The following is a 21,968-nucleotide window of genomic DNA, read 5'->3' as shown; positions in this document are numbered from 1 at the left end:
AGGGGCGAATCTGTAGTGGGAAACAAGGTCTACTTGCTGGTCTGCGGTTTAACGTGGAAGCGGCTGCAGATTTCGACCCCTATCCACAGGCTACAGGAGGTGCCCCTTATGCGGGCTGCAAAGATTGCCGGCATGTTGATGTCGTTGACGCTGTCAGGCGCAGCACTGGCTGAAACGCCCGGTTATGGCCAGCAACTGGAAGGTTTCACTTACCCCCACGCGCTGCACAAATTCAGTTTTCAGTCTCAGGGCCAGACGCTGGAAATGGGTTACATGGATGTCGCACCCACCGGCAAGGCCAATGGCCGCACCGCGGTGCTGATGCATGGCAAGAATTTCTGCGCCGCGACCTGGGAAGACACTATCGAGGGGCTGAGTGCTGCGGGCTATCGCGTTGTTGCGCCTGACCAGATCGGTTTTTGCACCTCGACCAAACCTGCGCACTATCAATACAGCTTCCAGCAGTTGTCGATGAACACCCACGCGCTGCTGGAAAAACTGGGTATCGACAAGGCGTCGGTCGTCGGCCATTCCACCGGCGGCATGCTGGCCACGCGTTACGCGCTGATGTACCCGAAACAGACCGAGAAACTGGTGATGGTCAACCCGATCGGTCTGGAAGACTGGAAGGCCCTTGGCGTGCCTTACCGCAGCGTCGATCAGTGGTATGAGCGCGTACTGAAAACCACCGCCGAAGGCATTCGCGCCTACGAGCAGAAGACCTACTACGACGGGCGCTGGAAGCCTGAATACGACAAGTGGGTCGACATGCTGGCGGGCCTGAACAAGGGGCCGGGCCATAAGATCGTTGCCTGGAACTCGGCGCTGATCTACGACATGATTTTTACCCAACCAGTGTTCTACGAGTTTCCCAGGCTGCAGGTGCCGACCGTGTTGATGATCGGCGATGCCGATACCACTGCCATCGGCAGCGATATCGCACCGCCCGAGGTCAAGGCCAAGATCGGCAATTACAAGGTATTGGGCAAGCAGGTGGCGCAGATGATCCCTGGTGCCAGACTGGTGGAGTTCAAGGGCAAGGGGCATGCCCCGCAGATGGAAGATCCGCAGGGCTTCAACAAAGCGCTGTTGTCCGAGCTGCAATAGTCGGTCATTCATCCCACGCAACAGCCTGGTCGGCCAGCGATCAGGTTGTCTGGCCCTATTGTTATCAGCTAGACGGCAATCTCTACCTGATCTCCGTTAAGCCGTACCGGCCAGACCTCCAGACGTTGTTCCGGGTACTCGATGCAACTACCGTCGTGCAGACGAAAATGCTGCTTGTACAACGGCGAGGCAATCACCAGCTCGCCAGCGATATGGCCAATCAGTCCGCGACCGATCACATTGGCACCGGACTTGGGGTCGCGGTTGTCGATGGCAAAAAGCTGTTCGCCCTCAGGGGTTTCAGGCAGGTAGAACAGCGCTACCTGCGCGCCGTCCAGCCACGCTACCACGCCGGAGTTGGCGACCAGATCCTTGCGTCCGCACAGGGCATGCCAGTGCAGTTGCAGTGCAGAATGGGCGTTTTCGCCCGCCAATACGGTGTTGGACGAATTCATTACACCACCTCCTTGAACAGCGGGATAAGGGCCAGCTCTTCGGGTTTTGCCGGACGACGCTGGGCGCGCTCCTTGACGAAATGCACGTCCGGGTCGCCACGTCCGTCGTTGACGAAGGTGCGGAAGCGCTTGAGCTTCTCCGGGTCCTTGAGGGCATTGGCCCATTCGCATTCATAGCGGTCGACCACCAGTTGCATCTGCGACTCCAGCTCTGCGGCCAGCCCCAGGCTGTCATCGACAATCACCGCCTTGAGATAGTCGAGGCCGCCTTCCAGCGATTCACGCCAGACCGAGGTGCGTTGCAGCTTGTCGGCAGTGCGGATGTAGAGCATCAGGAAACGGTCGATGTAGCGAATCAGGGTTTCGTCATCCAGGTCGGTGGCGAACAGCTCGGCGTGGCGCGGACGCATGCCGCCGTTGCCGCACAGGTACAGGTTCCAGCCGTTCTCGGTGGCAATTACACCCACATCCTTGCTCTGCGCTTCGGCGCACTCGCGGGTGCAGCCGGATACGGCGAACTTGAGTTTGTGGGGTGAGCGCAGCCCCTTGTAACGGTCCTCGATGCGCAGTGCCATGGCGACGCTGTCCTGCACGCCATAGCGGCACCAGGTACTGCCGACGCAGGACTTAACCGTCCGGGTCGATTTGCCGTAGGCATGCCCGGTCTCGAAACCCGCCTCAATCAACTCACTCCAGATGTCCGGCAGTTCATGCAGTTGCGCGCCGAACAGGTCGATGCGCTGGCCGCCGGTGATCTTGGTGTACAAGTCGTACTTCTTGGCCACGGCACCAATCGCGATCAGCCCGTCGGGGGTGATTTCGCCGCCCGGAATACGCGGTACGACCGAGTAGGTGCCGTTTTTCTGCATGTTGGCCATGAAGGTGTCGTTGGTGTCCTGCAGTGGCACCAGCGAAGGTTCGGTGATGGGGCGGTTCCAGCACGAAGCGAGAATCGAGCCGACCGCAGGCTTGCAGATGTCGCAGCCATGCGCGCCTTTGCCATGGCGAGTCAGCAGCTCGTCAAAGGTCTCGATACCTTCGACGCGGACCATCGAGTACAACTCCTGGCGGGTGTAGGCGAAGTGCTCGCAGAGGCTTTTGTCGACCGCCACACCGCGCGCCATCAACTCATGCTCGAACCTGCTTGAGCAGCGCGGTGCAGCCGCCACAGCCGGTGGCCGCTTTGGTGCAGGCCTTGATCCCGGCGAGGTCGGTGCAGCCATTGTCGATTGCCGAACAGATAGAGCCCTTGCTGACGTTATGGCAGGAACAGATGGTCGCGGTGGCGGGCAGGGCATCGGCACCCAGCGTCGGCGCGCCTTCGCCACGCGGCAGAATCAGGCTCGACGGATCGGCGGGCAGCGGGATGCCGTTCTGCGCATATTGCAGCAGGGTGTCGTAGTAACTGTTGTCGCCGACCAGCACAGCGCCGAGTACCTGTTTGCCATCGGCCGACACCACCAAGCGACGGTAGCTGGCGGTGGCTTCGTCAATGAAACGATAACTGACAGCCCCGGCCAGCGCACCGTGCGCGTCACCAATGGAGCCGACATCCACGCCCAGCAGCTTGAGCTTGGTGGACATGTCGGCACCGAAGAACGGCTCAGTGTCCTTTTCGCACAACTGTGCAGCTACGCCACGGGCCATCTGATAACCGGGTGCTACCAGGCCGAATACGCTGCCGTTCCAGGCCGCGCACTCGCCGATTGCATAGATATCGGCGTCACTGGTGCGACAGTGCTCGTCGATTGCAATACCGCCACGCGGGCCGAGTTCCAGTTCACACTGGCGAGCCAGAGCGTCCTGCGGGCGGATACCGGCAGAGAACACGATCAGATCGGTTTCCAGAAATTCGTCGTTGGCGAAGTTCATGCGATAGCGGTATTGCTTGCCGTCGCTGATCGATTGTGTGGCGCGCGACAGGTGTACGCCGACGCCCAGCGCTTCAATACGCGCTTTCAAGGCGGCCCCGCCGTGCTCGTCCAGTTGCACCGGCATCAAGCGCGGGGCGAACTCGACAACATGGGCTTCCAGGCCAAGCGATTTCAGTGCATTGGCCGCTTCAAGCCCGAGCAGACCACCGCCGACTACCACGCCACGGCGAGCTTTCGAGGCGGCGTAGCGAATGGTGTCCAGGTCCTCAAGCGTGCGATAGACCAGCCGCGAGTTGCCCTGTGCGCCCTCGATCGGCGGTACGAACGGGAAGGAGCCTGTGGCCAGGATCAGCTTGTCGTAGCTGAAGCAGCCTTCGGCGGTGATGATTTCATGACGATCACGATCAATCTCCAGCACCGGTACGCCCAGGTGCAGCGTCAGGCCAGGTTGTTCGTAGACAGACATTTCACTCATGGCCAGCGACTCGGCATCGCGGCCGGTAAAGTATTCGGACAAATGCACGCGGTCGTAGGCACGCTGTGCTTCTTCGCCAAATACATGGATGCGATAACGCTCCAGTGCGCCGCCTGCGATCAACTGCTCGACGCAATGGTGCCCGACCATGCCATTACCGACGACGATCAGGGTTTTTACATCGTTCATGGGGAAGACTGTGGTGTTCATAGCAAGTCCCGGCCGAGGCCAATCAGGTTTTTTGAAGCAAAAAAAAAGCGCCCGGAACCTTTCGGTTCCAGGCGCCTTTGCCTGTTCTCTTATTGGGTGTTCGGGGATGCCATCAAGCCACGTTGCCGGATGCACCCATGTGGCCCTCTGGTCTCTTCGAGACTGGCGATCAACGTCGATCAACCGGGGCGGCCCGACCACATTCATGGTGGGGTTGTTCAAGATTATGCAGGGGCTGTGCCAGCTTGCGTCGGCAGTGCTCCAGGCCCGAATTGGCAATGCCCGCAAGGCTGCGCAGCGTTTACAACGGCGTCCGGCGCATGATTTTTCCTGCCTTGCATTGGTGCGCATCGAAGGGTTTGCGCTGTAAAGCTGTGCGCCGCATTGCCCGCTCACGATAATCGGCGTTTTTACCTCCGGGCGCCCCAGTCGCTCCAGGCACATATCGTTCCTCACGCTCCGCGTGGGAATGCCTGTCGTGACGCTCCGCGTCACAATTCTGCGCCGCGCCGCCTGCTCTATAGTCAAGCCGTGCGTCCAAAGGCCCATCTCTGGCGTAACATTTGTATCACCCTGCAATTCCCCCAATAAGTCCGTGCTCATGAACATCACTATTACTGAGGTACACCCCTCCGAGATCCCGCACACCGTCGATTTCGTCATGCGTGCGCGTGCCGGAATCTTTCCCTTGCTCGACACTGTCACCGTTCCGCCCGATCTGGCCGGTTTCGAGCAGGTGTATCTGGACGGGGAGGACGGCAAGTTTCTGATCGCCCGCAGTGAAGGGCAGATCATCGCGGCTGTGGGCTACCTGCCGTTTGATCATCGTTTCCCGCAGCTCGATTATCGCGGGCGCAGAACCGTTGAGATCGTGCGCCTGTTCGTCGCGCCGGAGTTTCGCGGCGACGGGCTGGCCAGCCGTTTATGTCAGGCGCTCTGGGCGCATGCCGAGGCAGGTGGCATAGAGGTTTTGTACCTGCATACCCATCCGTTTCTGCCCGGTGCGATCCGTTTCTGGGAGAAACAGGGCTTTGCCGTGACCGATGTGGAGAGTGATCCGGTGTGGAACACGACCCATATGGAGCGCGTTCTTTAAGAGAGCTTTGTCAGAAGACGAAAGGGGGCTGGCAGGGCGCCAACCCCCTTTGTACCGATCAGTGCGGAGAACGCTGACGCGCAGTCTTGAGCAGGTCTTCCGGTGTGATATGGCCGACCACCGATTTGGCCGCCGCGCTGCCGGGGAGCGGCAAGTCGAGAATGTGACCTTTCATCTTGCCGATCACGTGCATTTCGCAAGGCTTGCAATCGAACTTGAGGGTCAACACTTCATCACCGTGCACCAGTTGCATCGGCGCGACCTTGGTGCGCACGCCCGTCACACCTTTGGCCTGTTTCGGGCACAGGTTGAACGAGAAGCGCAGGCAATGCTTGGTGATCATCACGGGCACTTCGCCGGTCTCTTCGTGGGCCTCGTAGGCCGCGTCGATCAGCTGTACGCCGTGGCGATGATAGAAGTCGCGAGCCTTCTGGTTGTAGACGTTGGCCAGAAAAGACAGATGCGACTCCGGGTACACCGGTGGCGGGGTCGTCTCCGCCTTGCGGCCACCGCGTGGATGCGCCTCGATGCGCGCTTCGGTCAGCGCCTCGATGGCATCGCGACGCAGGGTCTTGAGCTGCGAGTTGGGCACGAAGAACGCCTGTGGCGCGTCGAGCCTGACATTCTGAGCATGGTAGATCGTGGTGCCCAGCTGAGTGAGCAGGTCACGCAGTTGATCCAGCGCCTGCTCGGGCTTGTTGGCTGCGCCGAACGGGCCGTCAAGGTTTACCGCGACGCTCACACCTTCTTCACTGATGGCTTCCAGGCGCAGGTGGTCTTCACGAAGGGTAACCTGCCACTGAATGCCGATGCGGCGCTCGGCCGAGGTCTTGAGCAGCGCCTGCTGCCAGTTGTGGTCCAGGTTGCGATTCAACGGATGGTTGGGGCGCACACGGGAAAGGGCCGCAGGCATCTCGTTGGGTTCTACACGGTAGCGCCAGCGCTTCTGGCCGTCTTCTTCGAACTCGCCTTTGAGCTCGGCGATATTGGCACGGAAGCCCACCACTTCACGCTTGATCTGCACGTTAAGACCGTCACCGTTGGACAGCGGCTCATGGGTCACAGCGATCAGGTCACGCTTGCCGAGTTTTTCGACGGTGCCGACTGCCAGACCGGTAAACGTCGGCGTATCGAAAGCACCGATGTCGATCTTGCGGTCGCTGACGAAATAATCGGTGCTGCCGCGATGAAAGGTCTTTTCCGGGTCCGGCACGAAAAAGTGCGCGGTACGGCCGCTGGAAGCGGGTGCGAGGTCCGTGCGGTCTTCGAGAATCTCGTCCAGACGCTGGCGATAATAGGCCGTGATGTTTTTCACGTAGCCCGCATCCTTGTAGCGCCCTTCGATCTTGAACGAGCGCACGCCGGCGTCCACCAAAGCACGCAGGTTGGCGCTCTGATTGTTGTCTTTCATCGACAACAGGTGCTTTTCGAAGGCCACAACGCGACCCTGATCATCCTTGAGGGTGTACGGCAGGCGGCAGGCCTGCGAGCAGTCGCCACGGTTGGCGCTGCGACCGTTTTGCGCGTGGGAAATATTGCACTGCCCGGAGAACGCCACGCACAGGGCGCCGTGGATGAAGAATTCGATGGCCGCATCGGTTTCATCGGCGATTGCGCGGATTTCCTGCAGATTCAGTTCCCGGGCCAGCACCAACTGCGAGAAACCGGCCTGATCGAGAAACTTCGCCCGGCCCAGGGTGCGGATGTCGGTCTGGGTGCTGGCATGCAGCTCGATGGGCGGAATGTCCAGCTCCATCACCCCGAGGTCCTGCACGATCAATGCGTCCACGCCTGCGTCGTAGAGCTGGTGAATCAGCTTGCGGGCTGGTTCCAGTTCGTCGTCATGCAGGATGGTGTTGATCGTGGTGAAGATCCGCGCGTGATAGCGATGAGCGAATTTGACCAGCTCGGCAATGTCGCTGACCTCGTTGCAGGCGTTGTGTCGCGCACCAAAGCTCGGCCCGCCGATGTACACCGCATCGGCACCATGCAGGATGGCTTCACGGGCGATGGTTACATCCCGCGCAGGGCTGAGCAATTCCAGGTGGTGCTTGGGTAACGACATGGCAACGGGATCCTGCGGCGGGCAAAGCGCGCATTGTAGTGCTACAGGCCGCGCGGCGCACCTGTTGAAGCATGCGTCAGGCGACCGGCTGACCATCGGCGAGTCTTCAGTGTGAGCGCAAACGCAGGATTTTCGCACCGTCGAAAGGGTCGGTCAGCCAGTGCGCCACGACGCCGAAGGTGCTCAGCAGGCGTTCCGGGGTCAGCACCTCGACCGGCGCCCCCAGTGCGACCAGCCGGCCTTTCTCCATGACCGCCACGCGGTCGCAATCCAGCGCCTGATTCAGATCGTGCAGGGCTATCACAGTGGTTACCGGCAAAGCCCTGACCAGACCGAGAATGGTCAGTTGGTGCTGGATATCCAGGTGATTGGTCGGTTCGTCCAGCAGAAGGATCCTGGGTCGTTGCGCCAGCGCCCTGGCGATGTGCACGCGCTGCCGCTCGCCACCGGACAAGGTGTGCCAGGCACGTTTCTGCATATGCAGCATGTCCACATTCTGCAACGCCTGGCGAACGATTGCGTCATCGTTCGCACTCCACGGCTCGAGTGCCGACAGCCAGGGCGTGCGGCCTAGCTCGACGGCATCCAGAACCGTCACGGCATCGCTGGTTTCCGCTTGTTGTTCGACCACCGCCAGCAAGCGCGCCACGTCTCTGCGGCTCATTGCCTCAAGTGGTTGCCCGCCCAGTCTGACCGTGCCGCAGACCGGTTTCTGAATACCGGCCAATAGTTTCAGCAGGGTGGATTTTCCCGAACCGTTAGGGCCGACCACGGCCAGTGTCTCGCCGGCTGCGATGCTCAAGTCGACGTCGCGCAGCAACGCAGTGCCACGAACCGAATAACCCAGCCCGGAGCAGCCCAGCACCGGTGCGTTGACCAGATGAGGAAAGGCGTTCATCGCGTGCTATTTCCCCGGATAAGAATCAAAGCGAAGACCGGTGCGCCGATCAGTGCGGTAATGACGCCAATCGGCAGCGCCTGGCCCTTGATCAGCGTGCGCGAGAGGATGTCGGCAGCGATCAGAAACAGCGCGCCGCTCAATGCACTCAACGGCACCAGCCGTGCGTGGCGCACACCGATCAGCATACGCACCGCGTGCGGGATCACCAGCCCGACAAAACCGATGGAGCCGACGATCGATACCATCACTGCGGTGACCAGGGCTGCGGTCGCGATCAGGATGATCTGCACGCGCCGCACGGCAATCCCCAGTGACGCCGCCGAGTCGCTGCCGAAAGTGAACGCGTCCAGCGCTCGCCGGTGCCAGAGGCACACCAGCAGACCGACCAGCACCGTCGGCACTGCCAGCCAGACCGAGTGCCAGCGTACGCCGCTGAGGTTGCCCAGCAGCCAGAACATGATGCCGCGTGCCTGTTCGGAGCTGGCGGATTTGGTGATCAGAAACGACGTCAGGGCATTGAACAGCTGTGAACCGGCGATTCCGGCCAGAATGATCTGCCCGGCTGCTGTGGTGCCTCGCGACGAGTGCGCCAGCAGGGCGACCAGCGAAAACGCCGCCACGGCCCCGGCAAAAGCGCCTGCCGACATCGAAATGGCACCCGCACCAAAGCCCAGAATGGCGACCAGCACCGCGCCGGTCGAGGCCCCGGCGGAAATTCCCAGCAAATAGGGGTCTGCCAGCGGGTTGCGCAACAAGGATTGCAACACCACGCCACAGATCGCCAGCCCGGCCCCGCAGGCTGCCGCGACAATGGCGCGGGTCAGCCGGTAGTTCCAGACGATGCCTTCGTCGATAGGGTCGAGCACATAACCGGCAGCCCAGAGTTTGTTGGCCAGCACCTGAAAAACCACCTTCAGGCTGATCGAGGTTTCGCCAATCGCTGCACCGACCATGATTGCCAGCACCAGAACTGCCGAGACCCAGAGCACATGGCCCAGTGCTGCCTGTAATCTCATTGTGCAGCGTTGAAACGGTTGGCGGCGTCAGCCAGTTCCTCGAACCCGGTAAACAGGCGCAGGCCAGCCTGCATGCCTTCGGCGTCGATGATCACGATCCGGTCATGCTTGACTGCGTCCATGTTGCGCGTCACCGGGTCGCTCTTGAGGAATTCGATCTTTTTCAGGTAGTCGTCGGCCGGGAAGCGGCGGCGATCCATGCGTGCAATCACCAGAATGCTTGGATTGGCCTTGGCAATGGTCTCCCAGCCCACTGTCGGCCATTCCTCGTCGGACTTGACGATATTACGCATGCCCAGGCTGTTGAGCATGAAGTCCGGGATGCCTTTGCGGCCTGCCACGAACGGGTCGCTGGCGAGGTCGGAACTGGAAAACCAGAACAGCGCCGAGACGTCGTTCGCCTTGTTCTGTTTGACGTTGGCAATCGCGGCGCTCAGGCGGGCTTTGAGGTCGGCGACCAGCGTGTCACCGCGGTCCTGTACATCGAAAATCTGCGCCAGTTGCTCGATGCTCTTGTAGATGGTCTCGATGCGGAACGGCTCCAGGCGTGTGCCGTCGGCACCGACCAGATTGTCTTTGCCTTCGCAATCGGACGGCAGAATGTAAGTGGGTATTTTCAGGTCATGGAACTGCTCGCGTGTGCCGACCACGCCCTGTTTGCCGACCATCCACTCCAGCTGCACCGCCACCAGTTCCGGACGTTTGCCAATCACCGCTTCAAAGCTTGGGTCGTTGTCGGCCAGACGTTCTACCTTGTCGTTCTGCGCCTTGAAGCGTGGCAAAACGTTGTTGAACCATAGCGAAGTGCCCACCAGCCGGTCGCCCAGGCCTAGTTCGTAGAGCATTTCAGTGCCGGCCTGGCCAATGGTCACTGCCTTGGTCGGCGCATGCGCGAACGTCAGGGTCGAACCACAGTTTTCGAGGGTCAGCGGATACTGAGTAGGCGCGGCGAGGGTCAGGGTGGACAGCGTCAGGCTGGCGGCAAATACGGCAAGGCGGGGCAGCGACATGAAATGCGGTCTCCGTTGGAGCAGGTGCCAAGGCGCAATGCACATCAGGAAACACATCCCCGGCAAATGACCGGGCACGACGGGAAATGCCGCCGCGTGCGGATGTCCTTCCCGGACACCCCGCCGGTTAGTGGATTGAAGCAGGTCGGCAGGTCTCCTGACTGGCATGTCATCGCCAGGCTCCGGCCTTCCCGGAGCTGAATCCAGTGGCAGTCATGGAGCAGGCTCGATGCCTACAGTTGCGGGGGCAGTTTCGTTTTGGCCTTGTGCAGACAAAGCGTGCGAATTCCCTGTTAGTTCCTCTCGGAAACCGACGGGCGGCATGGTAAACGATAAGCGTTTTAGTGGCTAATCCTTTGCGCGCAGGCGCAGCAGACTGTTGATCAGATGCAGACGCATCGCGGCTCGGGCGGCATCCCGATCCTGATGGACAATGGCGTCGAAGATGGTCTCCTGTTCGCGTTGCTGGATGCCTGGGTCGTCCTCTGCGTGCAACGACGTGATATTGCCGAAGCCGCTGCGGGTGCGGGGCAGGATGCTACTGCCGAGCTGGCTCATCACATCGGTAAAGAAGCTATTGGCTGTGCACAGTGATATCTGCCGGTGAAACTCGAAATCGGCTTTCATGGTGTCGTGCCCCAGGCGCGCACAGCGATGCAGCTCATCGAGTGCCTGACGGATGGCATCCAGTTGCTCGGGCGTGCGGCGTTGAGCCGCGAGCGCGGCAGATTCCGGCTCGATGCTCAGGCGCAGCTCGATGATGGATACCGCGTCGCCGGGTGTACCGATTGGCGGTTCAACCTGCTGGAAATTCCCTGGCTGCGCTGCATCGACCACGAAGGTGCCGATGCCATGCCGGGTTTCGACCAGACCTTCGGCTTGCAGACGCGACATCGCTTCACGAACCACAGTGCGGCTGACCCCGGTTTCACGGATGATCACCTGTTCGGTAGGAAGCTTTTCACCGCTCTGGATCTCGCCTTCGCGAATTCTGCGCGAAAACTCGGCGACCAGTTGCTGAGTCAGGCTGGAGCGACGGCCTTTTGATGTGGAAGGTTGTTCCATGGCGGGTGATCGGGTCCGTGTCGGGTGGCTGAGTATAACCGTACTCAAGGCGTGTTTTGTGTGGGGATCGCAGCCTATACTCGCGTATCGGACAGAACTGAGGCTGCAATGTCGGACAACGCGCTTTCCTCGCAAAAGAACCATCGACGCCTGGCAGAAACCCTGGTCGACCGCTTCGCCCAGCGCATGCGTGACGGTGTGCTGGTGCGCGGCGAGAAACTGCCTTCCGAGATCCACATCATGGAAGCCGAGGGTGTCAGCCGGACGGTGGTGCGCGATGCGCTGTCGCGGATGCAGGCCGCGGGGCTGGTGGAAACCCGGCATGGCGTCGGTACCTTTGTTCTCGATATGCCACCGCCTGAAGGTTTTTCGGTAGGGCCTGCGACCATCGCCACCTTGTCCGATGTGCTGAACCTGCTGGAGTTTCGCTTGAGCCTGGAAGTCGAGGCAGCAGGGCTGGCTGCGCAACGACGCAGCCCTGAAGCGTTGCTTGAGCTCAAGCGGGCGTTTGATGCGCTGCTCGAAGGTCCGCAGAAATCCGGAACCACCATCAATGCCGATTTTCAATTTCACCTCAAGATCGCCAAGGCGTCAGGCAATGCCTACCTGATCGACATCATGAAACATCTGGGCACCAAGCTTATTCCCCGCACGCGGATGAACTCGGCCTACACAGGGCAGAGCGATCGCAACGCCTACCTGGCCGGAATCAACACCGAACACCGGCAAATCTACAACGCGATCGCCGAAGGCAACGTCGACGCAGCGCGCTCGGCGATGTACCTGCACCTCAACGGCAGCCGCATGCGCCTGCGCCGCACTCAGGCGCTGTACAGCGACTGAGCGATTCAGGACCGGACGCGGAGTTTCTGCCAGACACCTATCGTTCCTCATGCTCCAGTGTGGTGATGCCTTGAGTGACGCTCCGCGGCACAAATCTGCGCCGCACCGCATGCTCGAAAGAGGACGCAGAGCGTCCAGAGCTGCATGTCGACGCGGAGCGTCGGCACGATAATCTGCGGAGTTTCTGCCAGACACCTCTCGTTCCTTACGCTCCAGCGTAGGAATGCCTTGGGTGACGCTCCGCGTCACAAATCTGCGCCGCACCGCATGCTCGAAAGAGGACGCAGAGCGTCCAGAACGGCATGCGACGCGGAGCGTCGGCACGATAATCAGAAGCCAGACAATGCATGCGACGCGGAGCGTCGCACGATGGTGTGCTCCAGTGGGATGCGCTACAGGAAGTTGTACTGCACGCCTACGCGCAATCTCAGCTGGCGCTTGTCATCTTCGGAATCGACCTTGATGTCGCCGACTTCAAAGAACTGCACCCAGTGCTTGTCCCATTTGTATTTGAAGGCCGCATTCTGTTCGTAGTCGGTCTTGCCGTTGTCATAGCGAATGTAGTCGGCATCGAAGTAGGTGAACTGATACTCGTACGCCCACGGGCCTTTGCTGGCGTAGTTGACCCAGACGTCGTAACGATTGATCGACTGATCGTCCATCTGGTTGTCAGGCATTTCGTGGTTGACCTTGTCCCTGTCCAGCTTGATCGAGTCGTAGCGATAGCGGCCTGACACGCTCAACTGATCGTTTACTTTGTAGCCCAGCTTGAGGCCCATTTTATAGGCCGTCGATTTCTCGATGCTTTCCAGTGCAAACGAAGGCGTCAGCAGCCATTTTTCGTCAAGCCGGTATTGATAGCTGACCGTCAATTCGTGGCCGTTGCCGACGGTGTTGTCGAACGCTACGTCCTGGCGGTCGCCTGCGGTCTTGTATTTGAGTTCACCTTCGAAGCCCCAGCCGCTGTCCAGCCGGCTGCCGAATTTGACCCGGTCGGCATGCATGCGCGTGCTTTCTGCATATTGGTGACGGTAGTTGATGTACGCGCTGTCGGCATGCGCCCAGGCGCCGGGGAACAGAGCAGTCAGAGAGATCAGTGCGAGTGTTTTTTTCATTTTTTTATTCTTGTTTGATGGCTGTTTTGGGTGTGTTCAGGTAAATCGCAGGCAGCCGGATCCCTTGGCCGAGAGGGCCGGGGATCACAGTGTCGGCAGGTTTACGGGTTCAGCGCTCGTGAGCCCGGCGGCGGGTCATCCCGTCGGGCGCAGGTCCATGTCGCGGCTGGCCTGAATCAGCAGTCGCGAATACTCGTGCCGAGCCTGGTTGTTGATCAACTGGCTGCTATCGAGGGTTTCCAGCACCTGGCCTTGCTGCATGACCGCAACCTGGTCACACAAGTGCGCCACTACGCCGAGGTCGTGGGTCACCATGAGGTAGGTCAGGCCTTGCTGATGACGCAAGTCGGCCAGCAGGTTGAGAATTTCGGCCTGCACCGAAACGTCCAGTGCCGAGGTGGGTTCGTCGAGCAGTAGTACGCGCGGTTCGAGAATCAGCGCCCTTGCAATAGCGACGCGCTGGCGCTGGCCGCCGGACAGCTGATGCGGGTAACGGAAGCGAAAGCTCTCGTTGAGACCGACCTTGTTCAGCACTTCACAGACGCGACGGTCACGTTCACCGATCCGGTGGATGCTCAAGGGCTCCTTGAGCGCTGCGTCAATGGTATGGCGCGGATGCAGCGAGGCATAGGGGTCCTGAAAGACCATCTGCACGGTGCGGTAGTGACTGGCATCGAGCTTGCGCTGCACGGTCTGGCCGGCCACGCTCAGTGCGCCGCTCCAGTGATGATATTGTCCTGCCAGGCAGCGCAGCACGGTGGTCTTGCCCGAGCCGGATTCGCCGACCAGGCCGAACGACTGGCCTTGCTCGACCTGCAGGTTGACGTCACGCAGCACCTGATTCAGCGCTGGGCCAGTGCCGAAGCTCAGGTTCAGTGAATCGACTGTGATCATTGCCATGGGAGCATTCTCAGTGAGTGAGCCAAAGGGGATCGCGTTGCAGAACCGGCAGGCTGACACGCGGATGATCCAGGCTGGGCAGGGCGGCCAACAGGCCTTGCGTGTAGGGATGACGCGCCTGATCCAGCTCGCTGGCGTTCAGCGATTCCACGACCCGACCGGCGTACATCACCAGCACCCGGTCGCAGAAGTGACGGACCATATTCAGGTCGTGGCTGATAAAGATCAGGCCCAGATCGCGCTCGCTGACCAGCTCTTCCAGCACGTTGAGCACCTGACGGCGCACCGACACATCCAGTGCAGAAGTCGGCTCGTCGGCGATGATCACTTGCGGGTCGGTGATCACCATCATCGCGATCATGATCCGCTGGCCCATACCGCCCGAAACTTCATGGGGATACAGTTCGTAGACTCGCGCCGGTTCGCGGATGTGCACCTTGGCCAGCATGTCCAGCGTGCGTTCGCGGGCTTCCTTTTTCGAAACCCTGTGATGCGCCAGATAGGCCTCAGCGATCTGTTCGCCTACCTTGATCACCGGGTTCAGCGAGTATTTCGGGTCCTGCATGATCATCGACATGCGCCGCCCGCGAATGCTTTGCATCTGTTTTTCGCTGCATTCAAGTAAATCGATATCGCCGAAACGCAGGGTTTTCGCCGTGACCCTGGCCGTTGCCGGATGCAGACGCAGCAGGCTGCGACCGACCGTGGATTTGCCCGATCCCGATTCGCCAACAATCGCCAGCTTTTCCCGGCCAAGGCTGAATGACACGTCGCGAACGGCTGCCGTTACCTTGCCCGCATGACTGAACTCGACGCGTAAATCTTCTACTGCAAGCTTTATCTGTGGCATGGCTGTGTGTGACATGGTGTTAGCCCCTTTTATTATTGTTCGATGCGTGTCATTCGCTGCGTGGGTCAAGTACATCGCGTAATCCGTCGCCCAACAGGTTGAACGCCAGACTGACCAGCATGATGGTGGCGCCGGGTGCGGCCACCAGCCACCAGCTTTCCAGCATGTAACGACGGCCGCTGGAGATCATCGCACCCCATTCCGGCAACGGCGCCTGTGCGCCGAGGCCGAGAAAGCCCAGTGCAGCAGCGGTGAGAATGATGCTGGCCATGTTCATGGTCAGGCGGATGATCACCGAAGACAGGCACATCGGAATGATGTGACGGCCGATCACGCGCACTGCCGAGGCACCTTGTAGCTTCACCGCGACAACGAAGTCGGCGTTGCGCAGCGACAGGGTTTCGGCCCGCGCCAGGCGGGCGATCGGTGGCCAGGCCGTCAGGGCGATGGCGATGACTGCGTGTTCCAGGCCAGGGCCCAGGGCGGCGATGAAGGCCAGTGCCAGCACCAGGCTGGGGAACGAGATGAAGATGTCGGTGATGCGCATGAACAGGCTGTCGACCCAGCCGCCGAAATAACCGGACACAGTGCCGATCAGCAGGCCGATCGGGCCGACGATCACCGTCACCAGCATCACGATGTACAGCGTGATGCGCGAGCCGTAGACCAATCGGCTGAACACGTCGCGGCCGTATTCATCGGTGCCGAACCAGTTCTGTGCACCGGGCATGCGCAGCGCGGCCGACAGGTCCTGAGCCAGCGGGTCATGAGCTGCGATCCATGGCGCGAACAGCGCGACGATCATCAGCGTGCCTATGACGATCAGCCCCGCCAGCGTCATCGGGTTGCGCAACAGAAAACGCATCAGGCGCGCACTGCTGGCGGCCAATGCTGCGAGGCTGGAGGTTGGCGCCTGAACCATGGGCGTGGCGCTGCTTGCAATGGAAGTCGTCATCAGCGGGTTCTCGGGTCGAAGACTTTATAAAGGGCGTCACTGATCTGATTGAGGATCACGAAGATCAACCCGATCAGCAGGACGCAGGCCATCACGGCATTCATGTCGCCCAGCAGCAGGCTGCTGGTCAGGTACTGGCCAAAACCGGGCCAGGCGAACACGGTTTCTATGAGCACCGCGCCCTCCAGCAGGCCGCCGTAGGCAAGGGCGACGATGGTCAGCAGTTGCACGCGGATGTTGCGGAACGCATGGCCCCAGACGATGCGTCGCTGCGACAGGCCCTTGACCCGGGCGGTGATGATGTATTCCTGCGAGAGCTGTTCGAGCATGAAGCTGCGGGTCATGCGGCTGATATACGCCACCGAATTGAAACTGAGGATTACCGCAGGCAGGAGGATGTGGCGCAGTGCGCTGCGAGAGGCCTCCCAGTCGCCGGACAGCGCGGTATCGATCAGCAACAGGCCGGTGCGGGTTTCGATCAGGCCGTCATAGGCCAGACCGATGCGTCCAACCCCTCCGGCCCAGCCCAGCCAGGCGTAGAACACCAGAAAAGCCATCATGCCCAGCCAGAAGATCGGTGTGGAATAGCCAAACAGGGTAATGACCCGGGCAATATGGTCGCCGCTGCGGCCCTGATGGGTGGCGGCATACACCCCCAATGGCAAGCCCAGCAGCACGCCGAACAGGATTGCCAGGGTGGCCAGCTCCAGCGTGGCCGGGAAGACCCGCGCGATGTCGTCTATCACCGGGTGGCCGGTCAGCAGGGCTTTGCCCAGATCACCGTGCAGCAGGTCACTGAGGTACATGACGAACTGGGTGGTCAGCGGCTTGTCCAGGCCCAGTTCCTGATACGCCTGAGCGTAGGCGGTCGCATCTGCGTCAGGGCCAACGATGGCCAGTACCGGGTCCAGCGGCATGACCCGGCCAATGAAGAAAGTGAGCAACAACAGGCCGAACAGGGGCGCCGCCACTGATCCGCTGCGACGGGTGCCGTGGGCAACCCGACTGCTCCAAATTGAAATCGATGCACTCGACATGGTTATTCCTGCCTTGGCTTGAGCGATTGAACGCATGGGTTCAGCGTTGCTTGTAGACGTCACGCAGGCGCGTGGTCGCGGCGCTGTGACCCAGGTAATCCCGGACGTCAGCGTGAATGACCACTTCATCGGTCATCTGCGAAATCGGCATGATCGGCCCGGCTTTCTGGTCATACAGGGTCTGGATGCGTTGGTAGTCGGCCAGTTGCTTGCTGGCGTCACGCTCGCGTTCGGCCTGCTCGATCAACTGGTTGATCTCGGCGTTGTAGAACGAGGTACGCCAGCCCTGAAAGTTGCTCAACCTGGCTTCTTCGCGGTTGTCCGGGTTGTAAATGAGCGCTCGCAGGCTGGAGTGCGGATGGCGCTCGGCACCGCCACCGCCACGCCCGACCAGAATGTCGAAGCGCCGGTCGCGCATTGCGCCGTAGATCTGATTGCCGGTGCCGGTAATGATCGACGCCTGAATACCTGCCTGGGCGAGGGTCGATTGCAGGCTGGTGGCGATGTTGATGAAGGGCGAATCGGTCAGCGAACGAATGGTGATCTTGAAGCCATTCGGGTGCCCGGCTTCGGCGAGCAGGCGCTTGGCCTCGGCGACGTTGAGTGCATAGCCCGGATCATCCAGTCTGGCCGCCAGCCCCAGTTGCAGCGGGCGCTGGTTGATCAGCCCGTAATGCGGCATGACCACGGAGTTGATGCCTTGATAGTCGATCAGCGCACGAATCGCCTGGCGCACCCGGATATCCTGAAACAGTGGCTGCTCCATGCTCAGTGCGATGTAGTACAGAGTGCCGCGCGGGATGGTCTGCACATTGACGTCTTTCGAGCGGGTCAGTGCCTTTATATCGGTGGCCGCCATACCGCGCGCCACGTCCAGGTCTCCGCGCTCCACCATCAGGCGCAGCGCCTGGGATTCGGTCATGTTGCGCATGATCACCCGGCGCAGTCTGGCCGGGCCGCGCCAGTATTGCTCGAAGCGGCTCATCAGAATCACGTCGTTGGCACGCCAGATGTCCAGCTTGAATGCGCCGGAGCCCGCTGTGTTGGTGGTCAGCCAGGCGGCGCCTAGATCATCACCCTTGGCATGTTGCAACGCGGTCAGCCGATCAATGACGAAGGCGCTGGGCGAGGTTGCCAGCGTGTTGAGCACCAGCATGGGGTCGGTGGCTTTGGGCAGGTCAAGCACGAAGGTCGATGGTCCTTCGGCGCGCATCAGTTTGCTGACGTTGTCAGCGGTGTAACCGTAGGCTTTCCAGGTGGAAGCCAGGGCCTTGTTGAGTGTGACCACACGTTGCAGCGACCAGGCAACGTCCTGGGCAGTAAGCGGGTTGCCGGAGTGAAATGTCACGCCCGGGCGTAGGTGGAAGGTAAGGCGCATGCGGTCGGGGCTGATTTCCCAGCGCTCGGCCAGTGCCGGAATCAGCTGGTCGGGGCGGGCAGCGTCCTGTTCCAGCAGCATGTCATAGACATTGGCGTTGACCTCGGACACCTCAAGGCCGGTGGCACCTGCCGGGTCCAGGGACAGCAGGTTGATCATGCTCATGCCGACCACCAGTTGATCGACCGGTGTTTCACCGCGCGCCAGAGCGGGCGGGGTGTGCACGAGTGTCGCCGTCAGGGCGAGGCATAGCAGCCAGGGCAGGCGCTTGAGCCAGAGCTTCATGGGGGCAGTCCTTTTTTATATTTATAAGACGCTGTGTCGGGATGTCGAGCGAAGGGCGCTCGGCGTGCCCTTCGCGATGCTGCCAGTCAGTAACGCTGTTCGGTGTGTGTCTCGATATAGCTGAAGTTGATGTATTCGCCCAGTCCCGGTTGCCCGGAAAGGTGCACGAAACCGTCGCTGTCCATTGGGTCGACCAACGTGTTGAGGTAGGCCGGTACATCGTCGTATTCAAGAAACGGGTGCAGCAGGCCGCGTTCATACCAGCGGCAGTTGCTGATCGCGCCGACCACGGCGAGGTTGGCAGCGCCGTTGCCATGCACTTCGCAGTCCATGCCGAACGACTCGGCCAGATGCGCGACTTTCAGGCACGGCCCGATGCCGCCGACGCCAGCCACGCCAGCGCGGAGGATGTCGCAGGCCTTGTTGGTCACCCAGCTGGCGCGGCTGTGGTACTTGCCGGCAATGCTTTCCGGGCCAAGCACCGGAATGTCCAGGTTGGCCGCCAGCCAAGCGTAGGATTCGGCAGAGTCTTCCATCATCGGCTCTTCGAACCAGGAAAAGTCGAGCTTTTGCAGTTCACGCCCGATGTATAGCGCGTCGGTGCGGCTATACCAGTGATACCCGTCGAGCATCAGGGCAACGTCCGGGCCGACCGCTTCACGAACCGCAGCGCAGGCTTGTACATCCATACGCGGGTCAGGCGCGAACGAGATCGGCGGCATCCAGGTGTGCAGTTTGATGCCTTTGTAACCGCGCTTTACCAGCTTTTCGGCAAACTGGCCGTATTCGTCCGGAGTGGACAGGCCGCCGGGCAAGTCGTCACCGCACATGGTCGAGCCGTAGGCCAGTACCTTGTCGCGATAGCCGCCCAACAGTTTGTGCACGGGCAGTTTCAAGGCGCGTCCGGCAAGGTCCCACAGCGCCTGCTCTACCAGTGCCAGCGCACGGTCGGTGAACTGGCTGGCGCTGCCGCGTTGCCAGTGGGCCAGTTCCTGCCAGATTTTTTCACGATTCATCGGGTTCTGGCCGATCAGCACCTTTTTCACGAATGACTCGATGATGTGCGGGCGGATCAGTTCGGGCGGGCCAAAGGAAAATCCTTCGCTGCCCTCGTCGCAGGCGATACGCAGCATGGCCATTCTGACCGGTTTTTCTTCGCCTGGATGGGCATGACCTGCGCTGTCTACAGCGCGGCGTGAAGGGAAGGAAAAAACGTCGACACTGACCGAGGTGATTTTCATGAGGACCTTCATGGATATTGTTGTTATCAGGTTATTAGTATGTCGTCATACAACATCGGGGTGATTATTTGCAGTCTTGTAGGGCGATGTCAATAGTCGTATGACGACTATTTCCTGTATTGATGGGCGTTATAGGCGGTTATGAGCGAATCGCGGGGAGTGGCGCGGGGTGTTTGAGCGGGATGGCAGCGTTTAAGTCGTTATACCTTTGGCCTCTGAATAGCATTAAGTGCTGCACGCAACCTGCCGTCGCGCCAGGAACGCCCCGTGCAGGGCAGGGCGGCGCGCTGAATTTTCCGCAAAACGCTTAAATTATCTTCATGTTCAAGTCAGAAAAGCCGCAAGGCCCCGTTTTCAGGGCTTTCGTAAAAAACATGGCGCTGGGCCACAACATGTTTTTCACATCCTCTTCACTGCGTCAGCACGATGCTGAACCTATCTTGCCTGCACGGGAGCGGTGAAGACATCGGGCACCTCCCGAGTCAACACCACACATAGGTTCATGGCAGGAGTGGTCACTTGGCTGACACGACAATAAACAAGAATGTGCTTGCCGATTCGGGCATTCAGCAGCGCCACAAAGTGCATCAGCACATCGTCTCGATAACGGTGACTGTCGTATTACTGGCGATCTGCGCCTGGTTTTATACGGCGTTCTCAAGCGTGCATGTAGTGGATCTGGGCGTTGGCAGCAACCTGAAGGTTTCCGGTCTTCGCGAGCATTGGCGGCAAGGTGATGTGGTGGTGATGGTTCGGCACGCCGAACGCTGCGACCGCTCGACCAACCCTTGCATGGGTGATGCTGACGGCATTACCTCCAACGGGCGGGATGCGGCACTGGCCGTGGGCGCCGGTCTGCAGAAAATGGGCATGGACCATGTGCGCATGATCGCCAGCCCCAAGACCCGCACTCAGCAGACTGCACAACTTCTGGCAGGCCATTCCGTGGCCGCTCAGGACTGGATCAACGACTGTGACGGCGGTTTCATGAAGGTCGTGGAAGACCACAAGGTCAGTGGCGAAAATCTGGTGCTGGTGACGCACAGTGGCTGTATCGACCAGTTCGAACGCAAGGTCGGCGTGATCGGTGGCGAGCGTTCAAGTGAATACGCTCAGGCATTTTTCGTGCAGATGGATGGTACCCACCGTCCTAAAATTCTCGGCTCCCTGACCTCCGGGCAATGGGCAAACCTCAACAGCGAGCAATTCAATTGATGACATCTTCCAGCCCCAGGCTGCGGTTTTACGCCGTCAATCTGGGTGTGCCCGTGTTTTTCGCTCTACTGGTCTTCGTGACATTCGACCTGACCAGTATTGACCGACAGTTGAGTGACCTGTTTTTTGATTCGGCAGCCGGAGTATTTCCCATCGGGCAGATGCACCTGTTCGAGACCATCACGCACAAGTGGGCGCGAATCATCCCGGACTGGACCGGAGAGTTGGCGATCATCGGTGCGATGCTGTCGTTCGTCTGGCCTTTACTGGAAAAAAAGGCCGGTTCGCGCTTCATGAGGCGCCTGTCGGGTTCCCGGACAGAGGCGCTTCTGCGCTTTACGCGCAGGCATCGGCTGGACTTCTTTTTCGTGATCGTTGCCTTTGCGCTAAGCACCGGCATGATCCATTACCTGAAAAGCCACACTAGTGTGTACTGTCCCGTTGAAACCACCTTGTACGGTGGCAGCGAGGCGCACATCGAGTGGTTCCGAAACTTCAATTTTCTGCATGAAGCCGGTGCCGGGCGTTGCTGGCCGGGCGGTCATGCGTCAAGCGCATTCAGTCTGCTGGCCTTGTACTTTGTGGCTCGGCGCTACTGCTGGCATCATTCCAACATCCTGCTGGCGGGCATTCTCGTACTTGGCATGATCTACGGCACTACGCGGGTGCTGCAAGGCTGGCACTTTATGTCGCACACGTTCTGGGCGGGTATCGTGGTGTGGCTGAGCACGCTGCTGGTCGCACTGTGCTTTTATGGACGATCCAGGTTGCAACAGCCAATTCGTAACGCTGCGGTTTCCGGTCGGCGTGATGAATTTTTTACTCAACCTGCCGATTCAATGGCAACAGGGTCCCGCTCGGCCGGGTAGAAAACA

At 60.2% G+C, this 21,968-nt stretch carries 19 protein-coding genes, 1 pseudogene and 1 riboswitch; of the genes and pseudogenes, 6 read left to right on the top strand and 14 right to left on the bottom strand.

What is annotated here, in order from left to right; genetic code table 11:
- Positions 1 to 108: 108 nt before the first annotated feature.
- Positions 109 to 1,107 carry an alpha/beta fold hydrolase gene (locus AO277_RS06285; protein WP_044317933.1) on the top strand — a complete coding sequence of 333 codons (999 nt, stop codon included), beginning with the start codon at positions 109 to 111 and terminating at the stop codon, positions 1,105 to 1,107.
- 68 nt (positions 1,108 to 1,175) lie between these two features.
- On the opposite strand, the gene nirD is transcribed toward AO277_RS06285, so the two are convergent.
- Positions 1,176 to 1,562 carry a nitrite reductase small subunit NirD gene (gene nirD, locus AO277_RS06280; protein ID WP_002553915.1) on the bottom strand — a complete coding sequence of 129 codons (387 nt, stop codon included), beginning with the start codon at positions 1,560 to 1,562 and terminating at the stop codon, positions 1,176 to 1,178.
- A pseudogene (nirB, locus tag AO277_RS06275) lies at positions 1,562 to 4,121 on the bottom strand (nitrite reductase large subunit NirB). Before nirB ends, nirD begins: the two are co-directional and overlap by 1 nt.
- A gap of 139 nt (positions 4,122 to 4,260) precedes the next feature.
- Here nirB and AO277_RS27945 point away from each other — a divergent pair.
- On the top strand, positions 4,261 to 4,491 hold the full coding sequence (locus AO277_RS27945; protein WP_141234608.1) for a hypothetical protein: 231 nt from the start codon (positions 4,261 to 4,263) through the stop codon (positions 4,489 to 4,491).
- A gap of 231 nt (positions 4,492 to 4,722) precedes the next feature.
- The gene (locus tag AO277_RS06270; RefSeq protein ID WP_044317932.1) at positions 4,723 to 5,217 is read left to right on the top strand and encodes a GNAT family N-acetyltransferase; all 495 of its coding nucleotides are present in this window, start codon (positions 4,723 to 4,725) and stop codon (positions 5,215 to 5,217) included.
- A 58-nt stretch (positions 5,218 to 5,275) separates the two neighbouring features.
- Here AO277_RS06270 and AO277_RS06265 read toward each other — a convergent pair whose 3' ends face one another.
- From AO277_RS06265 to AO277_RS06245, 5 genes are all read right to left on the bottom strand, one after another.
- Complete coding sequence (locus AO277_RS06265) at positions 5,276 to 7,282, bottom strand: peptidase U32 family protein (protein WP_044317931.1); 2,007 nt, start codon at positions 7,280 to 7,282, stop codon at positions 5,276 to 5,278.
- Positions 7,283 to 7,388: 106 nt separating this feature from the next.
- Positions 7,389 to 8,180, bottom strand: coding sequence for an ABC transporter ATP-binding protein (locus AO277_RS06260; protein WP_002553911.1), 792 nt, complete (start codon positions 8,178 to 8,180; stop codon positions 7,389 to 7,391).
- Entirely contained in the window at positions 8,177 to 9,199 is a 1,023-nt protein-coding gene (locus AO277_RS06255; protein WP_010216912.1) for a FecCD family ABC transporter permease, read from the bottom strand. The genes AO277_RS06260 and AO277_RS06255 overlap by 4 nt, the downstream gene beginning before the upstream one ends.
- Positions 9,196 to 10,209, bottom strand: coding sequence for an ABC transporter substrate-binding protein (locus AO277_RS06250; protein WP_044317930.1), 1,014 nt, complete (start codon positions 10,207 to 10,209; stop codon positions 9,196 to 9,198). The genes AO277_RS06255 and AO277_RS06250 overlap by 4 nt, the downstream gene beginning before the upstream one ends.
- Positions 10,210 to 10,339: 130 nt before the next feature.
- A riboswitch (cobalamin riboswitch) is annotated at positions 10,340 to 10,539 on the bottom strand.
- An 18-nt stretch (positions 10,540 to 10,557) separates the two neighbouring features.
- Positions 10,558 to 11,274: a FadR/GntR family transcriptional regulator gene (locus AO277_RS06245; RefSeq protein WP_005731963.1), complete on the bottom strand. Its 717-nt coding sequence runs from the start codon at positions 11,272 to 11,274 to the stop codon at positions 10,558 to 10,560.
- A 108-nt stretch (positions 11,275 to 11,382) separates the two neighbouring features.
- Between AO277_RS06245 and AO277_RS06240 the strand changes: the two genes are divergently transcribed.
- Positions 11,383 to 12,117 carry a FadR/GntR family transcriptional regulator gene (locus tag AO277_RS06240; RefSeq protein WP_005755744.1) on the top strand — a complete coding sequence of 245 codons (735 nt, stop codon included), beginning with the start codon at positions 11,383 to 11,385 and terminating at the stop codon, positions 12,115 to 12,117.
- 392 nt (positions 12,118 to 12,509) lie between these two features.
- Here AO277_RS06240 and AO277_RS06230 read toward each other — a convergent pair whose 3' ends face one another.
- The 7 genes from AO277_RS06230 to AO277_RS06200 all read right to left on the bottom strand — a co-directional run bounded on the left by AO277_RS06230 (position 12,510) and on the right by AO277_RS06200 (position 19,878).
- Positions 12,510 to 13,232 (bottom strand): oligogalacturonate-specific porin KdgM family protein, encoded by a 723-nt coding sequence (locus tag AO277_RS06230; RefSeq protein ID WP_044317929.1) that lies wholly within the window; start codon positions 13,230 to 13,232, stop codon positions 12,510 to 12,512.
- Between the two features lie 135 nt (positions 13,233 to 13,367).
- Positions 13,368 to 14,132 (bottom strand): ABC transporter ATP-binding protein, encoded by a 765-nt coding sequence (locus tag AO277_RS06225; RefSeq protein WP_044317928.1) that lies wholly within the window; start codon positions 14,130 to 14,132, stop codon positions 13,368 to 13,370.
- 10 nt (positions 14,133 to 14,142) lie between these two features.
- A complete protein-coding gene (locus tag AO277_RS06220; protein WP_044317949.1) occupies positions 14,143 to 14,982 on the bottom strand; it encodes an ABC transporter ATP-binding protein in 840 nt (279 codons plus the stop codon).
- Positions 14,983 to 15,031: 49 nt separating this feature from the next.
- Complete coding sequence (locus AO277_RS06215; RefSeq protein WP_044317927.1) at positions 15,032 to 15,937, bottom strand: ABC transporter permease; 906 nt, start codon at positions 15,935 to 15,937, stop codon at positions 15,032 to 15,034.
- Positions 15,937 to 16,974, bottom strand: coding sequence for an ABC transporter permease (locus AO277_RS06210; RefSeq protein WP_044317926.1), 1,038 nt, complete (start codon positions 16,972 to 16,974; stop codon positions 15,937 to 15,939). The genes AO277_RS06215 and AO277_RS06210 overlap by 1 nt, the downstream gene beginning before the upstream one ends.
- A 40-nt stretch (positions 16,975 to 17,014) precedes the next feature.
- Positions 17,015 to 18,637: an ABC transporter substrate-binding protein gene (locus AO277_RS06205; protein ID WP_044317925.1), complete on the bottom strand. Its 1,623-nt coding sequence runs from the start codon at positions 18,635 to 18,637 to the stop codon at positions 17,015 to 17,017.
- 86 nt (positions 18,638 to 18,723) lie between these two features.
- Positions 18,724 to 19,878: a mandelate racemase family protein gene (locus tag AO277_RS06200; RefSeq protein ID WP_044317924.1), complete on the bottom strand. Its 1,155-nt coding sequence runs from the start codon at positions 19,876 to 19,878 to the stop codon at positions 18,724 to 18,726.
- A gap of 519 nt (positions 19,879 to 20,397) precedes the next feature.
- Here AO277_RS06200 and pmrG point away from each other — a divergent pair.
- Both pmrG and AO277_RS06190 read left to right on the top strand, forming a co-directional pair.
- On the top strand, positions 20,398 to 21,093 hold the full coding sequence (gene pmrG / locus AO277_RS06195) for a lipopolysaccharide core heptose(II)-phosphate phosphatase PmrG (RefSeq protein ID WP_044317923.1): 696 nt from the start codon (positions 20,398 to 20,400) through the stop codon (positions 21,091 to 21,093).
- Positions 21,093 to 21,962 (top strand): phosphatase PAP2 family protein, encoded by an 870-nt coding sequence (locus AO277_RS06190; protein ID WP_005731974.1) that lies wholly within the window; start codon positions 21,093 to 21,095, stop codon positions 21,960 to 21,962. The genes pmrG and AO277_RS06190 overlap by 1 nt, the downstream gene beginning before the upstream one ends.
- The last annotated feature ends 6 nt before the right edge of the window (positions 21,963 to 21,968 follow it).

Source organism: Pseudomonas amygdali, assembly GCF_002699855.1.
Taxonomy (GTDB): Bacteria; Pseudomonadota; Gammaproteobacteria; order Pseudomonadales; family Pseudomonadaceae; genus Aquipseudomonas; species Aquipseudomonas amygdali.
This window is presented reverse-complemented; position numbering and strand designations above follow the sequence as displayed.